8 protein-coding genes are annotated in these 17,581 nt (G+C 36.6%); 5 read left to right on the plus strand and 3 right to left on the minus strand.

Annotation, left to right across the window (positions count from 1 at the left end; genetic code table 11):
• Position 1 precedes the first annotated feature (1 nt).
• Together ACFSQJ_RS05675 and argH are read left to right on the plus strand one after the other, a co-directional pair.
• Positions 2 to 454, plus strand: a complete 453-nt coding sequence (locus ACFSQJ_RS05675) for a hypothetical protein (protein WP_377765983.1) — start codon at positions 2 to 4, stop codon at positions 452 to 454.
• 79 nt (positions 455 to 533) lie between these two features.
• A complete protein-coding gene (argH, locus tag ACFSQJ_RS05680) occupies positions 534 to 1,814 on the plus strand; it encodes an argininosuccinate lyase (protein ID WP_377765984.1) in 1,281 nt (426 codons plus the stop codon).
• Between the two features lie 10 nt (positions 1,815 to 1,824).
• Here argH and ACFSQJ_RS05685 read toward each other — a convergent pair whose 3' ends face one another.
• Positions 1,825 to 2,139: a hypothetical protein gene (locus ACFSQJ_RS05685; protein WP_377765985.1), complete on the minus strand. Its 315-nt coding sequence runs from the start codon at positions 2,137 to 2,139 to the stop codon at positions 1,825 to 1,827.
• Positions 2,140 to 2,381: 242 nt separating this feature from the next.
• Between ACFSQJ_RS05685 and ACFSQJ_RS05690 the strand changes: the two genes are divergently transcribed.
• The 3 genes from ACFSQJ_RS05690 to ACFSQJ_RS05700 all read left to right on the plus strand — a co-directional run bounded on the left by ACFSQJ_RS05690 (position 2,382) and on the right by ACFSQJ_RS05700 (position 13,478).
• Positions 2,382 to 3,995, plus strand: a complete 1,614-nt coding sequence (locus ACFSQJ_RS05690; RefSeq protein WP_377765986.1) for a helix-turn-helix domain-containing protein — start codon at positions 2,382 to 2,384, stop codon at positions 3,993 to 3,995.
• A 280-nt stretch (positions 3,996 to 4,275) separates the two neighbouring features.
• The gene (locus ACFSQJ_RS05695; RefSeq protein ID WP_377765987.1) at positions 4,276 to 12,549 is read left to right on the plus strand and encodes a BspA family leucine-rich repeat surface protein; all 8,274 of its coding nucleotides are present in this window, start codon (positions 4,276 to 4,278) and stop codon (positions 12,547 to 12,549) included.
• A gap of 2 nt (positions 12,550 to 12,551) precedes the next feature.
• Positions 12,552 to 13,478, plus strand: a complete 927-nt coding sequence (locus ACFSQJ_RS05700) for a PorP/SprF family type IX secretion system membrane protein (protein WP_377765988.1) — start codon at positions 12,552 to 12,554, stop codon at positions 13,476 to 13,478.
• A 468-nt stretch (positions 13,479 to 13,946) separates the two neighbouring features.
• Here ACFSQJ_RS05700 and ACFSQJ_RS05705 read toward each other — a convergent pair whose 3' ends face one another.
• Entirely contained in the window at positions 13,947 to 14,807 is an 861-nt protein-coding gene (locus ACFSQJ_RS05705) for a pseudouridine synthase (RefSeq protein WP_377765989.1), read from the minus strand.
• 101 nt (positions 14,808 to 14,908) lie between these two features.
• Positions 14,909 to 17,581 (minus strand): hypothetical protein, encoded by a 2,673-nt coding sequence (locus ACFSQJ_RS05710; protein ID WP_377765990.1) that lies wholly within the window; start codon positions 17,579 to 17,581, stop codon positions 14,909 to 14,911.

Raw genomic sequence — 17,581 nt, forward strand, 5'->3', positions numbered from 1 at the left:
GATGTTAGAATTAGAAAAGAAGTATAAAGGAATACCTATTAAAGGATTAAAGTTTTACCAGTTACTTTTTGAATCTGAACAATTTACATCAGAACTAGGAAAAATGGCATTGGCAGCAAGCAATCTCGAAGCGAAATTAATTATGCTGTTAATCAACAATAAAGTAAAGGGAAATTATCAAGAAGCTCCTTTAGGCAAATTAATAGACCTTGCTCAACAAAGTCAACTCCTTGGTGAAAACACTATTCTAGCTCTAAAATCTCTCAAAACCCAAAGAAATTATTTAACTCATAAACTTTATCAACTTTTTTCTTATTCTATTAATGAAACTATAGTTGAAAGGAATAATTTATTAGACTCCGATGTCTTGATATTTACTGAGTGGGCGTGGCAACTTCAAGAAAACCTTAAACATTTAGCAGATATTATTCTAAAAGAAAAGTCAGAATACTAGACACAGAAGATGCTTTTCACTAAAATTCTAACATCTAACATCTAACATCTAGCATCTGGCTTCTAACATCTATAACACTATGAAACTCTGGGATAAAGGTTTTAGTACCGATGAAAAAATAGACCACTTCACTGTCGGTAATGACCGTGAACTCGATTTGCTTTTGGCTAAATATGATGTTATCGCATCTAAGGCACATGCGAAGATGCTAGGCAAGGTTGGTCTAATCAAAGATGAGGAAGCAAAACTACTTGTCAAGGAGCTGGACATTATAGCAAAATCTATAGAAAAAGGAACTTTTACCATTGAGGACTCTTTTGAAGACATGCATTCAAAAATTGAGTTTCTACTAACCGAAAAACTAGGTGACACCGGAAAAAAAATCCATTCTGCACGTTCTAGAAACGATCAGGTTTTGGTGGCCATGCATTTGTATTTAAAAGATGAGCTTACCGAAATAAAAGCAATGGTAAAAAGCCTTTTCGATTTACTCTTACAATTGGCAGAGAAACATCAAAAAATATTACTCCCAGGGTATACCCATCTGCAAATTGCAATGCCTTCCTCCTTTGGGCTTTGGTTTTCAGCCTATGCGGAAAGTCTTATTGATGATCTATATTTTGTAAATGCTGCTTACAAAGTTGCCGATCAAAACCCTTTAGGGAGCGCGGCAGGTTATGGAAGTTCCTTCCCTATCGACCGAAGTTTTACGACCCAGGAAATGGGTTTTGAAACTATGAAATATAATGTGGTTGCCGCGCAAATGAGCCGAGGAAAAGTGGAGAAAGCAGCAGCTTTCGGAATGGCCAATATCGCCGCTACGCTATCAAAAATGGCCATGGATATTTGCCTATATATGAGTCAGAATTTTGATTTTATTTCTTTCCCAGATGAATTGACTACTGGCTCTAGTATCATGCCCCACAAAAAGAACCCCGATGTATTTGAATTAATAAGAGCCAAATGCAATAAAATTCAGGCAATCCCCAATCAACTTACATTAGTCACAAACAACCTCCCTAGTGGCTATCATCGTGATTTGCAGTTGGTAAAAGAAATTATAGTACCTGCCGTTCAAGATATGAAAGCGTGCCTTGAAATTCTGACCTTTAGTCTTAAAGAAATCAGGGTCAACGGAGGTATTTTAGAAGACCATAAGTATGATTATTTGTTCAGTGTAGATACGCTAAATGAAATGGTCAAAAACGGCATGCCGTTTCGTGATGCTTATAAAACAATGGGAAAGGCCATCGAAAATGGAAACTTTAAACCAAAAAGAGATATTTCACATACTCACGAAGGCAGTTTGGGCAATTTGTGTTTGAAGGAGATAAGGGCTAAAATGGACAATCTACCTTAGGGAAAATGCTTTATTCCAAAACTTCAATAGTCTCTATTTCTTGTGCATCGATGGTTTGTGGATTAAAAACCCTAATTAAGATGATAATAATGGGCAATGCTATAATGGTCGTAAATAACAACTTGTAAAAAGTAGCTTGGTCATTTTTAAACCATATGAGAAGGCAAAAAATGACAAAACAGACCAAACCGAATACTCCAATAATAATGATTGTGAAAAAAGTTCCAAGTCCGTCTGGGCCTGCATCCGCATAAAACATAAAGTAATAGCACAGAATCGTAAAAACCCATGTTAATACGGCAAAGACTAGAGCTGATTTTTTCATTCTAACGGGTTCATTTGTATTATAAAACAAACCTAAGAAACTTCTACCATAGTTATTTCTCTGTTACCAGGGAGTAATAGGTAAGTAATTCGCCCTAGTTTTAAAGTGATCTATTAGAATTAAAACATGAAAGCACCAATAAAATCTCAGTCTTGTAGTAATTTGGGATAAGTCCCTAAAAGTTTGGAATTCATACTTCATCCTAATATCTTTAAATATAGCAAATCATTGTTTCCCCAAAAATGCACAGATTTTTACCATTGTATTTTCTCTTTTTCGGTTTTATTGCAATTGGCCAGTTACCAAAATCTTCAGGGCAAAAAGATTCCGTAGCGGTTTCAAAGGCTAACTTTTATCTAAAAAAGCTTCGAACAGAATATAAAAATGGAGATTACCAATCGCATAAACTATATAGCGATTCGCTTTATAGGTTATCCAAAGAAAAGGGGTTACCGAAATTTCAGATTTTAGGTATGGTAAATCAAGCGGTTTACTATAATAATCGAGCCGAGCACGATAAATCGATTCGACTATATAGAGATGCCCTGGTTCTTGCAGATAGCATTCCTGAAGATTATAGAACCAAAATCATTGTCTTGGTCAATTTAGGCAATGTTTATACGAATATCGATTCTCATAAAAAGGCTATCGCCACAATGCACGATGTTCTTGATATGCTAGATAAATATGAAGACAATCCGAAAATAAGGGCATCGGCCTACAATGGTCTTGCCAATAACCATGAAGGTTTAGGTGAAATAGAAAAGTCTTTAGGCTATCATTTTAAATCAAAAAAGTTAGGAGAAGATATAGAAAATGAATCTATTGTGGTAACTGCTTTAAGCAATATCAGTGATGCCTATATTAAACGTGAAAATTATAAAGAGGCCATAGAACATATAAATACCGCACTATTGTTTGAACATGCTCAAAAACCGACAAAACAAAGGGCTTGGTTGCTGTTGAACTTAGGTATAGCAGAACATGGATTAGGAAACAATACGAAATCTATTGAAGTTTTTAAGAAAACGCAAGAATTGGCCGCAAGCAAAGGCCTGCCAAAGATTGAAATGGAAGCTTACAAACATATGGTCGATTCCTATAAAGAAAATAATGATTTTAAAAGCATGAGTCTTGCCAATGAAAAATTCTTGGCTTTACAGAACAAGATTTTAGCAAATCGCCAAAGTGCTACCAAAATGGACTTTGAAGAGGACATCTCAGCTAAAAATGAGATTATAAAGTCCAAAGAGTCGGTTATTTCAGGTTTATTAAAAAACAAGAATAGGCTTCTTCTTTGGAGTGGGGCATTTGCCAGTATCTTAGCCATCGTTTCCCTATTGTTTTTTGTAAACCACAAAAGGTTTAAGAAAGAGCAAGCATTGCTTCAAGAGCAATTTATATCTCTTAGGGATAGTTATCAAAATCAGCCTGAAGATTCTTATTCAGATTATCCCGAATCTACAAAGACAAGAATGGCGGTTTATAAGAACTCTTCGCTGACCGAGGAAGATTTTACCAAGTATAAAGCGCAATTGTTAAGTTATATGGCAGAACAAAAACCGTATCTTAATAACGAATTATCGCAGTCTAATTTAGCTTCGCAATTAAACATTAGTAGCCATCATTTATCGGAGGTTTTGAATACTGGTTTTGATCAAAACTTCTACAATTTTATTAACTCTTATCGGGTTCTAGAAGCACAAAGACTTATGGAAAAAGATGAGTTTAAGAACAGTAAAATTTTAGCAATTGCTTTTGATTCCGGTTTTAAAAGCAAGACTTCTTTCAACAGGGTTTTTAAAGCGCATACGGGTACCACGCCATCAGAATATAAGAAAAATCTTACCTCTTAGTGCCCGTAAACAGTGGAATTTACCAATAAACTGGTCTCACTCCCTTGAGTGGTACTTTCTAGCATACTTTCGGTCTTGTCATTGCGTTAGATATTCGAATATTTGATCAATGTAAAATCTATTCTTTGCCCCAAAGCATGCATTTTCAAAAGCTTTCACTGTTTTCAGTGTAGCATCTAACCTTGGTTACAGATAGTTTTACAACAAAAATTGAAATAAGTTCTTATCAAATAAGAATATAACTTATCAGCCGTTGAAAAAGAACACCAAACAAAAACAAATGCTTAGAAAACTACCCCTTCTTTTACTATTCTTTAGCATAAATATATTTGCTCAAGAATTTAGAGCCATTTGGAATACCGCTAATATTGAACCAGGTTCATCAGCAACGGATCAGGTGACCATTCCTACCAATCCAGCTTACACAACATACAACTATGATATCGACTGGGGCGACGGAACCTCTGATACCGGGGTCACCGGAAACATTACGCATACCTATCTATCAGGTGCTGGAACTTATACAATTTCGATAAGCGGTGATTTTCCAGCGATTTATTTTAACAATGAAACAGCAAGTGATAGGTTAAAAATTGAAGAAATTTTACAATGGGGCACCATTCAATGGAAAACCATGGAGAATGCATTCTACGGTTGTCAAAATATAAATTTTGATGCCATAGACTCCCCTGACTTATCTCAAGTCAGCTCTTTGAAGAATATGTTCAGAGGAGCAACATCTTTCAATGGTATCGTGAATAATTGGGATGTCAGCACAATCACGGATATATCCGGGATTTTTGCTGAAACTGAAATCTTCAATAGACCATTAGATAATTGGACTACCGCCAATATCACGGATATGTCATATGCTTTTTATAGAGCAAGACAATTCAATGAGCCACTTGACAATTGGAATACAGGTGCCGTGACCAACATGGAATATCTATTTTCGGAAGCATCTAGATTCGACCAAAATATAAATAACTGGAATGTGGCCCAAGTAACGAACATGTCAGGTACTTTCAGATATGCAAGCAGTTATAATCGGCCTTTGAACAATTGGGTTGTAGATAATGTTACCAATATGTCATACATGCTTGCGGGTTCCGCCTTCGATTATCCAATAGAAAATTGGAACGTAAGTAATGTAACCGACATGTCGGGTATGTTTTACCAAGCTTCTCAATTTAACCAACCTATTCAAGGTTGGGACGTATCCAATGTTACTGATATGAACAGTATGTTCGCAAGAATGCCACAGTTTAACCAACCTTTAAATGGGTGGAATGTATCAAATGTAACCAACATGGCTAATATGTTTGATGGATGGCCATCACTAAACACCCCATTCGATCAACCTTTAAACGGATGGGATGTATCGAATGTAACGGATATGAGCTATATGTTTCGATATACTGGGGATTTCAACCAACCCTTGAATAATTGGGTTGTCGATAATGTAACCGATATGGAACATATGTTTGATAGAGCTTTGGCTTTCAATCAGGATATAAGTGGCTGGAATGTCGCTTCAGTTACCGATATGGGTTCCATGTTTCGACAAGCAATCCTATTTAATCAAGATATCAGCAGTTGGAATACGGCTGGCGTTACTGATATGAGCTATATGTTTTACAGTGCTGAGGTTTTTAATCAACCTATAGGCAGTTGGGATGTTAGTAATACCAGAAATATGTCTTATATGTTTGGCCAAAATCTAGCATTCAATCAAAACTTAGACAGTTGGAACACCTCTAGCGTCACGAATATGCGTCAAATGTTTGAAAATGCGAGCGCGTTCAACCAAAGCCTTGCTTCGTGGAACATCGGTTTGGTAACGAATATGGTGTCGATGTTGTCCGATTCAGGACTTTCACAAGCAAATTATGATGCTACTTTAATAGGTTGGGAAGGACAAACTGTACAATCAAATGTCAGTTTAGGAGCCACAAATTTGAACTATTGTGACGCTTTAGACGAAAGACAAAATCTAATTGATAATTCCGGATGGAACATTTCAGGAGATATAGTCAATTGTTCTTTTGTACTTTGTACCAATTTGGTCTCACCAGTAAATGGAGATACCAACGTACCTGCCAGTGCGAACCTTACGTGGGCACAGACCCCCAATGCCACAGGGTATCGTGTTACCGTAAGAATTATAAGAGGTGGTGTAGAGTCCATACCATTTAATGACCATGATGTTCCCGGGGGAAACACCGTTGGCCTTAACCTTGAAACAGGCGGAGGTGCTGATTTATTGGAACCAGGAGATGAAGTTTTCGTAACGATAGTGCCATACAACGACACTGATGGACCAGCTACAGGGTGTACAGAAGAAAGTTTTACGGTAGTCCCTTCTTGGGTAAACAGTCCTGCCGCATTTAAATTAACTTATGATACAAGCTTGATAGATACGGGTACTACCCCCGCAAATCAGCTTAGAATCGAGACACTTACCGGTTATCCTGCATATCTGGATTATGATTACTCAATAGACTGGGGTGATGATCAATTTGACAATAATGTTACAGGAGACATTGTACATACCTATTTAACTCCAGGTATTTATACTGTTTCTATTATTGGAGATTTTCCTGCGCCCTTTCATGACTACTCCGGAACGGACAGTTACAAACTTATTTCAATAGATCAATGGGGTACGCAAGTATGGCAATCTATGGAAAGGGCATTTTACTATTGTGAAAATATGGAGTACAATGCAACAGATATTCCAGATTTATCGAATGTTACTAGTATGAACAGCATGTTCTCAGGTTGTAATTTATTTGATGGAAATATCAATTCTTGGGATGTAAGCAATGTCACCGATATGAGTTCATTGTTCATTGGCGCACGAAGTTTCAATCAACCATTGAACAATTGGAATGTTGAAAATGTTACATCGATGTGGGCTATGTTCTTGGCGGCAACTAGTTTTAATCAACCACTTAATAATTGGAATACGGGCAATGTCATTACCATGTCAAGAATGTTCGAGCAAGCGGAAGTATTCAATCAAAACATCAACGGTTGGAATGTCAGTAATGTGACAGATATGTCAGCGATGTTCGAAAGGGCCATAGCCTATAATCAGCCTTTGAATGGTTGGAATGTAAGCAATGTAACGAACATGAGCAAAATGTTCGATGGCTTCGTTTTCGATATGGTTTTTGATCAACCTCTTGATAATTGGAATGTTAGCAATGTGACTGATATGAGCTTCATGTTTCGCAGAAATATCACTTTTAATCGGCCATTAAATGTTTGGAATACATCAAACGTTACCAGCATGGCTGGTATGTTCCAAGATACAGATCTCTTCGATCAACCTTTAAACAATTGGAATGTTTCATCAGTCACCAATATGCAGTCAATGTTTTCAGGTGCCGGAGTTTTCAATCAAAATATTAACGTTTGGAACGTTACCAATGTTACTACAATGAGTTCGATGTTCAATGGTGCAGTAGCATTTAACCAACCTTTGAACAATTGGGACGTAAATTCTGTTGTTAATATGTCATCAATGTTCCGGGGTGCATCAGCCTTTAATCAACCTTTGAACAGTTGGGATGTAAGTGCGGTGGCTACAATGGCCTCCATGTTCGAAAGAGCATCATTATTTGACCAGCCTTTAAATTCATGGAATGTTTCCTCAGTAACACTGATGAATTCTATGTTTCAAGAAGCTTCAGCATTTAATAACCAAATCGAAAATTGGAACGTTGGTTCAGTAACTAATATGGAAGCCATGTTCAAAGATGCTATTGCTTTCAATCAAGTGATTCAAAACTGGGATACTGGAGAAGTACTAACAATGGAAGAAATGTTCCATGGCGCATCTTCATTTAATGAGTCTATTGATTCATGGAACACCTCTTTTGTAAGAACAATGGAAGGCATGTTTGAAGATGCTACTTCTTACAATCAAACTATGAATTCTTGGAATGTAGCCTCAGTGCTAACTACAGAGAAAATGTTCAAAGGGGCAATAGCATTCAATTCAGATATAGGTGCTTGGAATGTTAGGGGCGTAGAAACAATGGAAGAAATGTTTAGTGGTGCATCTGCTTTTAACCAAAGTATCAATAACTGGCGCGTATCAGGTGTGAACAACATGAACGAAATGTTTAATGAAGCATCCTCATACAACCAAGCCATGGATTTATGGAATTTAGGAAACGTCAGTATGCGATCAACTTTCTTCAATGCTACATCCTTAAATCAGAATTTAGCCGATTGGGACGTAAGTGGAGTAAGTGATATGCAAGATATGCTTGACAACACTGCACTGACTCGCGAAAATTATGACAACACCCTAATCGCCTGGTCTGAACAGACCTTAACAAGTGGTATTACCCTTGGGGCGGAAGGTCTACCTTATTGCGATGCACAAGAAGAACGACAATCAATGATAGATAATTTTGGCTGGTCTTTTAGTCTAGATGTACGTGATTGTCCTATTCCTGAATGTACGCAATTAGCTTCTCCGCTTAATGGTGATACCGATGTCCCCGTAAACACAAACATAACATGGGACGCCACTCTTTTCGCACAAGGTTACCGATTGACAGTTGGCACATCTCCGGGCGGAAACGATGTTGTGAACAATCTAACAATCACTAACGAGACCTCATATGAATTTGCAACTGATTTCAATACAAGTGATGTTGTATATGTAACTTTAATTCCTTTCAATGACGAAGGCGATGCCGTAGGACCATGTGTTGAGGAGAGTTTTACGATTTCAAGTGACCCGGCTACAATACCGGATTGCACCAATTTAAACCAACCTTTAGACGGTACAAATGACGTTGTAGTGACAACGGATTTAGGTTGGAATCCGATTTCAAACGCTGATGGGTATAGGTTAACCGTAGGAACGACCTCAGGAGGCAAAGACCTTGTAAACGATGAAGATGTCGGCAATACTACAACCTATGAGTTTGGTACAGACCTACCTGAAGACACAGACATTTTTGTAACCATTACGCCTTACAATGATGAAGGAGATGCAACAAGCTGCCTTGAGGAAAGTTTTGATACCGAGTTGATTCCCGTTCCTCCCATATGTACTAATTTGACAAGTCCGGCAAATAATGACACAAACGTACCTGTAGACACAAACTTAAGTTGGGCACCCGTCGCCAATGCTACAGGATACCTAGTAAGTATAGGAACAACCTCTGGCGGAATAGAAGTAGCCAACAATATTGACGTCGGCCCTAATACAACCTATGACATCACTGATGACCTTCAAGGAGACAGATTACATTACGTAACCATCATTCCTTACAACGATGAAGGTGATGCGACTGGTTGCACGGAAGAAACTTTTAGAACAATAGATTCAGCTATCCCACCGCCATCATGTACTGAGCTTATAATACCGGCCAATGGAGATACAGACATTGCAATTGACCTAGTGTCTATTACATGGAATAGTACGCCAGGGGCAACACAGTATCGGATTACCATCAACGGAAGCACCAGTAATGCCAACGATGTAACCGACTTGGTCGTGAATGGCACCACACACTCATTTGCCAATAATTTTGATAACGGTGAGAACGTTACGGTTACCATCGTTCCCCTAAACGGAACAGTCGAGCCTACATCAACATGCAATACAGAAACTTTTACCATCGTTGATTCCGCTCCTTCGAACAACGCATTCATTACTACTTGGGAAACCACTGTGGCCAACGAAACCATAACCGTACCAACATTTAATACAGAAACTTATGATTATGATGTCGATTGGGGAGATGGAAATATTGATACAAACGTAAATGGAGATGCTACCCATACCTACACAACTCCAGGCATTCATACGGTTTCGATCACTGGGCTTTTTCCAAGAATTTACTTTGACAACTCAGGCGATAGAGAAAAAATCTTAACAATTGAGCAATGGGGCAGTATTGAATGGACCTCTATGGAAAGTGCTTTTTATGGCTGTACTAATCTAAATATTACCAATCCTTCTATTGATGCTCCAGATTTATCAAGAGTAACATCTCTAGAGAATACATTCCGTGATACCTGGCAGTTTAATGGAATGGTCAACAATTGGAATACCGAAAACGTTACCACACTTAGGTATATGTTTGGAAATAGTTTCTTATTTAACCAAGATATTAGCAATTGGGATGTAAGACAAGTGGAAAACATGTCTTTTATGTTTTCTCAAGCTAGTTTTAACCAAAGCTTAAACAACTGGCAAACAGATAGTCTCGTAGATTTGCGAGGCATGTTCAGTAGAGCTAGTGCATATAACCAACCTATGGATAATTGGAATACAGAAAACGTTACCATAATGTTTGGAACATTTAGCGAAGCTAGCTCATTTAACCAAGACCTAAGTGCTTGGAACGTGGATAAAGTGACTACTATGAGAAGCATGTTTGATAATGCTTTGGCTTTTAACCAAGATATTAGTGGTTGGAATGTAGGTAATGTAACTGAAATGCGCGCCATGTTTAGAGCAACACCATTTAACCAAGACATTAGCGGTTGGGATGTAGGGAATGTAACAACAATGCAAGATATGTTTGTAAATGCAACAAATTTTGACCAAAATCTTGGAAATTGGGATGTTAGTAGTCTAAATAATGCTTCATCTATGTTCAGTGGTGTACAGCTCTCTACAGCTAATTATGATGCACTTCTTATTGGCTGGAACACAAGAGTCTTAATCGCAGACGTTGTCTTTGATGGTGGCAATAGCCTTTATTGTAATGGTGCTGCAGCCAGAAGTGCAATGACCAGAAATGATAACTGGACTATCACTGACGGGGGCACTACAGGTCCTGAAATTGAAAGTATAATTGACCAGAACAGCGTAGATAATTTTACATTTCCTGCAATTACAGGAACACAACTTACAGGTGGTGAAGCCTATTATACCGAACCCAATGGTGGAGGAACTCGATTCGATACAGGTGATGTCATTAATTTTGTAGATTTCCCAAGTTATCCTGTCACGATATACATCTATGATAGTTCTGGAACTTGTTTTGACGAGGAAAGTTTTGCACTCAACATCACAAATACAGGAACGACCCCTGCTTGTACATCTCTTATAGCACCAGCCAATGAAGACACCGATGTTTCAGTTGCCACAGACCTTACTTGGAACGCGGTCACCGACGCAAACGGCTACCGATTGACTATAGGAACTTCAGCAGGGGGGAACGATATTCTAGACAACGAAGATGTAGGTAACCTACTTACCTATAATCCACCGAATGACCTCCCTGGCAACACCGAAATATTCGTAACTATTGTTCCTTATATAGGAACGGAGAATGCTACTGGGTGTGCGGAAGAAAGCTTTACTACAGAAGTTGCCCAACCTGGTTGTGCCAATTTGATTATACCTACATTTGATGCAACAGATGTACCCATAGACACCAATTTAACATGGAATACGGCCACTAATGCAGTTCGCTATTCTATTGCTATTGGTACGTCCACAGGATTGGATGATATACTCGCTACAACTGATGTAGGCAACAATACCACTTTTGACCCACCTGCAGACCTGCCGGCAAATACAAGGGTATTTGTAACTATAACTTCGTTTAATGCCGCTGACGAATCCATTGTTTGTGGTGATGACCAATTCACCACTGGAGATAGAACCGCTGTCTTACCAGATTGTACCGCCTTATCAAGTCCATTAAACGGAGATAGCAATGTTTCGGCAGATACCGACATTTCATGGAATGCCGTGGCCAATGCCGATGGATACCGATTGACAGTAGGAAGCTCGCCTGGAGGAAATGATATCATTGACAATTTTGACGCAGGAGATACCCTGACATTCGATTTTTCCGGTCCTTTTGCTGAAGGAATAACTGTATATATCACTATAACACCTTATAATATGGATGGTGATGCCCTTAATTGCGCCGAGGAAAGTTTTACCATCGCTTCTCCAATGGCAGATGTACTTTCATGTACCGTATTGACCACACCATTGAATGGGGCTACCGATGTTATCGAAGATACAAATATTGCTTGGAACGAAGTTCTAAATGCTAACGGTTACCGTTTAAGCGTGGGCACAACTGCTGGAGGAAATGATATTTTGGATAATGAAGATGTGGGTATTCTTACCTTATATCAATTACCAAATAACCTCCCTTTTGAGCAGCAAATATTTGTTACTATTATACCCTATAACGCTGACGGAGATGCCGAGAATTGTGAAGAACAGTCTTTTACGACCATTGCAGAAGTTTCTCCTGAAATTGAATCACTTAACGGCATATCTCCTGATGGTGATGGTATCAACGAGTTCTGGAGAATTGAAGGAATAGAAGAATACCCCAACAATACCGTTGTTATCTACAACAGATGGGGCGATATGGTCTATAAAGTTGAAGGTTATAATAACACGACCAATACTTTCAACGGTGAAGCCAACCAGTTAAATGGTTTAGGAGCTTCACAATTACCGGAAGGCACCTACTTCTTTAATATTATCATCCCCGAAACAAACAATTTAAAGCAGACCAAAGGCTATTTGGTGCTAAAAAGATAATTATGAAGAAAAATTACCCCATATATTTCTTGATACTCACGGTATTAGGGAGCACGTTAAGCCTTCAGGCTCAACAGACCCCAGTATTTACCGAATACAATTACAATCCGTTTTTGATCAATTCTGCCTACGCGGGTACTAACCTTGATGCAGAAGCGACCCTAAGCAATTCAGGTTTTAACAATCAGTTTCCCGGTACGCCTAAAAACTTTGCCTTTACATTTAGCACTGCTCTAAACGATGGTAAAATGGGCCTGGGAGCCGGAGTCATTAATGATGAAATCGGGGTAACCTCATCTACCCAAGTGTTTGCCGCATATTCGTATAAGTTGTTTTTTGATTTTAAACAGAATAGACCTTATTGGCAGCTATACGAGCGTACGGTACTTTCTTTTGGTGTTACTGCTGGAGCTCTACTTTACAACGAAGATTTGCTACAACTAGGCATTCAAGACGACCCTAATTTTGCTGAAAATATAGACGCTACCCTACCATCAGCAGGTGTTGGAATTCTTTTCGGGCATTCAAACTTTTTTATTGGAGCATCTATGCCAAATGTTATTGGAGATGCTTTTTCGAATCAAGACAATCTAAAACTTTCAAGGCCTGTTTATGGCTATACAGGATATTATTTTTCTACGAGCAGGTTTAATGATGATTTTATTTTAAAGCCCAGTATGCTATTTAAATACGAGAATGGGGCTCCCTTTCAAATAGATGTAAATATGGGCATTAGTTACAAAAACAGTTTTGAACTAGGCTTGGGGTATCGAACGAGCAGTTCTATAAACTTTGCTGCTGGTTTCTATCTACTTAAAAATTTTAGGGCCATGTACAACTATACCCAAAGAGGTGGTGATGCCCCTATTGGAAATACGCATGGTATTATACTTAGTTATCGAGCTGGGAATGGGTTTGCATCAAGATGATAAATCTCTGCTAGCTAGAATTTAATTACTTATTAAAACCCTTGAAATTTTTACCTAATTTATAGGAAGAGTAAGCTAGTGTAAATTGAAAAATAAGAAATATTCCTAAGGAAATATAGTATGCCAATCTCCAGGGTTCATCTATAGGGGTAGCATCCTTTGTATTATTAAAAATAACTCGGTTAAACATAAATTGAATTTTTAATACCATAGATAACAATACAAGCATATTAGAAGTAATAAGTATTATGTTTGAGGTTTTGCTTTTATAACCAAAAATGGCACTTCTAATTAAATAACTAAAAAAGAAGATTAACGGAATACATGAAAACCACAAATATAAATTGGCTATTACAAAGTATGTATCATGAATATTAATATCGATTACACCATCTGGGGTATATATAACTAAGCATGTAGCAATAGCAATTAAGAAAGTAATACTAAGCCAAATTAGGTCTCTCCTTTTCACTTTATCATCCCTAAATTAATCACCTCTTGTGGGGTTAAATTCCGCCAATGCCCTCGCGGTAAATCTTTTTTGGTAAGTCCTGCGAAAACTACACGGTCTAGTTTGGTTACTTTATATTCTAAATGTTCAAATATTCGGCGCACGATTCTGTTTCGCCCAGAATGAATCTCAATACCCACCTCTTTTTTGGTACTTCCCTGAATGTAAGCGGCTTCATCTACTTGTACGGGTCCGTCTTCAAGTTCCAAACCATTTTGAATTTTCTTGAGGTCGGCGGCAGTTACATTTTTATCTAAAACCACATGATAAATCTTTCGAACTCCAAATTTGGGGTGCGTTAGCTTTTTGGTCATATCACCATCATTGGTGAATAAAAGTAATCCTGTTGTGTTTCGGTCTAAACGCCCTACCGGAAAAAGACGGTTATTGGAAGAACTTGAAATAAGTTCCATTACAGTTCTTCTGCCCTTTTCATCATTCGTGGTAGTAATAAAACCCTTGGGCTTATTTAGCAGAATATATTCCTTTTTTTCAGGATTCAAACGCCTTCCGTCGTAACGAACATCATCGGTACGTTTTACTTTATACCCCATTTCGGACACTACTTTTCCGTTTACGGTTACACTCCCTGCAGCGATATAGGTATCCGCTTCTCTACGCGAACAAACGCCGGCGTTGGCGATAAACTTGTTTAACCGAATCTCATCAGGATTTGTATTTGTTTTTGGAGGTGCTTTTCTTTTGTTATGAGGTATGCTTTTTGAAAAGCTTTTCTTTTTGAATCCGCCACCCGCGGGTCGCTTCTTACTGCTATCGCTATTGGGTTTTCGATTACCCTTATAGTCTGATTTCGCCATCAGTCATTTAATTTTTGCAAAGGTAGGCCAATAATAACTAAACTAGCATATCACTTTAATATTACTCCATCTTAAATTTCTCAAGATAATAGAATTCTATACTAAAAAGTAAATGAAAAGTTGAACAAATAGTATCTATCTAAAAGGTTTACTTGAAAAGTATTTGCAGAAATTTCACCTATATTTCTTTCAAAAAAGAAATTTTCATTCAATAAATTAACCCCTGAAAAACCAACTTCCCAATTTTTATTTTTTGGTTTAAAAACAAGTTTTGTACTTAAGAAGGAGTAGTTGTTCGTATTATCTTCTATGCTTGGTATAAAATAATCGTAAGTTACAGCACCCGACAATTGTTTTGATGGTGTAATTGTAAGCTCAAATTTATTTTGTAACAAATTGTTTGAAAAAACACTCTGGCCTTTATTTTTTTGAATAACCAATTTAGTGGTATTATTAAAATTAAACATTGAATTAAAAGCAGTTTTAACCAACAAGCTATTACTCATAAAAGTGCTCTTATTATCTACTAAACTTGAATTATTGATAATATTTTTAAAATTAAAAATTCCATAATTTGAAGTTACCTTAACGTTAGTTTTAATAAATGGTACTAGTTTACTTAAGACTAGATAGAAATCTATATTCTCTGTTCGCTCTGGCAAAAAAAAACTTGTTAATCTAGTAGTGTTTTCGGTAATCACTGCGTTTGTAAAAAAATTACCTTTTTGAGCTAAATACTGGCCACCGAAAGACAGTTCAAATTGGTTGTACAAATCGTTTTTAGAAAAAGAAAGACCGTAGTTTTGACTTCGCTGTAAAGTTATATCAGGAGTGTTGTTTGTAACAATGCGGTTATTGATTAATATCTGATTTGAAAAAAATCTGTTTGTAGCTTGTGTATTTCTATTGAAGCCACCATAAACAGTTAGCAAAGAAGTTTTATCAACTTTATAACTAAGACTTAACGAGGGCTCAAAAATTAAATTTTTAGAAGTAAGGTTTGTAGTATTTTGTTCTAAATCTTGACTAAGATAGGTGAGCGAATATTTTGGTGCTATCACAAGTTTACCTAATCTCCAATTGTAGGTTCCCTGGTTATAGATTTCATTTTTAATAAACTCAAAATTATTATTGCTAATAGCTGCGATCAGCTCTTGAGCATTATTTTGATTACTTAAAAAAGAATTAAAACCATCCTTAGTTCTATTTACCCCAAATAATACGCTATAATTATCGTTGCTTGGTCTTTTACCCAACAATATAGCATTCAAATTACTATTGTACTTGTTCGAAGTAATATTCTGTTCATCAAGAACATTATCTGCATCATTAAAAACAGAAGGATCAATGTCAAAATCTTGATTAAGATTATTCACCGTATTAAGAATATTTACTTGCACTGCTTTAGTTGAAGAAACCTTTTTTGTGTATTGTAAATTCTGTTTTAACAATTGATTGCGAGAAGATAAATTCGATTTAAAATCGTTCTCTTGGTTAGATAGAATTATTCGACTTGTATTTATTGTTTCGTCTCGGTAACTTATATCATATTCTAGTAAAGAAGATTTAGACAGATTATACTTTAATTCTGCATCACCACGATATTGGGTGGGTTTTTTTGTAATAAAATTATTATCGAACGTTGTAAACTGGTTTTCTAAGGTATTTATTCTACTTTCTAAAAATTGATTGCTATTTAAATCGTCGTCCAAATAGTAAAAATTCACTTTTGCTTTCATTTTTTTTGATAGCTGAAAAATAGTATTAAGATTACCAAAAAACTGATTGTTAATATTAGATAGATTATTGTTAGTTAGTTGAGATACTGCAAATTCTGGAATTATTACTTCAGTATAATAGTCCCTATCTTTAATTCCCTCAATCGTAATGGAATTACTGTAATAATCAAATGGCGATACATTTTCACCAATTGTATTAAAAGCAGCCACTGCAAAAGATTTATATTTTTTATTAATGCCCAAAATATCTAAAGAGGAATCTACAGGTACTGTGTCATCATCAGCATAACCAAGTCCTAAATTTGCGGTACCAGATATATCGCTTTTATTATCTTTTAGCTTAAGATTTAAAATAACCTTATCACTACTCTCTATCCCTTTAAGCAATTTGTTTTCAGAATAATTTTCAATGGCTTCAATCTCTTTGACCAAATCTATATTTATATTTTTAGTGCCAATACTGTAATTGTAGTCAAATAAATTATCCCCTTCTAGTGTTACCGTTTCAATGGATTTACCTCTATATTTTATAACACCGTTGGCATCGTTAATCTCAATACCAGGTAATTTTTTTAATAAATCTTCCACTTTTTTTTCAGTACCATCGGCATAAGAATCAACATTATAAACCACGGTGTCTTTTTTTATGGTAAAGGGTTTTTTACTTTCTACAATCACTTCATTAAGCTGATGTATTTTTTCTTTTATTAAAGTAAAATTGAACTGTAGCTCATCTTTTAAATCGGTCGGTTTAGTATACGCTTCGTAACTTGTATATCCTGTCGCTACTACCTCTAGAAAAAGACCCTTTAAATCATATGATTTTTTTAAAGTATAGCTAAACTTTCCTTTAGGAGACAAAATAAACTCCCTTATAACTTTTGAGTCTTTGCTAGTTTTTATAAGGATTTTTGAAGGTATTGGGTCGCCTAATGTATCTAAAACAGTACCTTTTAACAATTGTGCATGACCAATACCAAAACCAACAAATAAAAAAATATAGAGATTAATTTTTTTAATACTTTTTTTGGTCAA

Source organism: Croceitalea marina, assembly GCF_042684265.1.
Taxonomy (GTDB): Bacteria; Bacteroidota; Bacteroidia; order Flavobacteriales; family Flavobacteriaceae; genus Croceitalea; species Croceitalea marina.

Coding starts and splice junctions, on each gene's coding strand:
- ACFSQJ_RS05695 (WP_377765987.1), top strand. CDS start 4,276: ATGCTTAGAAAACTACCCCTTCTTTTACTATTCTTTAGCATAAATATA.
- ACFSQJ_RS05685 (WP_377765985.1), bottom strand. CDS start 2,139: ATGAAAAAATCAGCTCTAGTCTTTGCCGTATTAACATGGGTTTTTACG.
- ACFSQJ_RS05700 (WP_377765988.1), top strand. CDS start 12,552: ATGAAGAAAAATTACCCCATATATTTCTTGATACTCACGGTATTAGGG.
- ACFSQJ_RS05675 (WP_377765983.1), top strand. CDS start 2: ATGTTAGAATTAGAAAAGAAGTATAAAGGAATACCTATTAAAGGATTA.
- argH (WP_377765984.1), top strand. CDS start 534: ATGAAACTCTGGGATAAAGGTTTTAGTACCGATGAAAAAATAGACCAC.
- ACFSQJ_RS05705 (WP_377765989.1), bottom strand. CDS start 14,807: ATGGCGAAATCAGACTATAAGGGTAATCGAAAACCCAATAGCGATAGC.
- ACFSQJ_RS05690 (WP_377765986.1), top strand. CDS start 2,382: ATGCACAGATTTTTACCATTGTATTTTCTCTTTTTCGGTTTTATTGCA.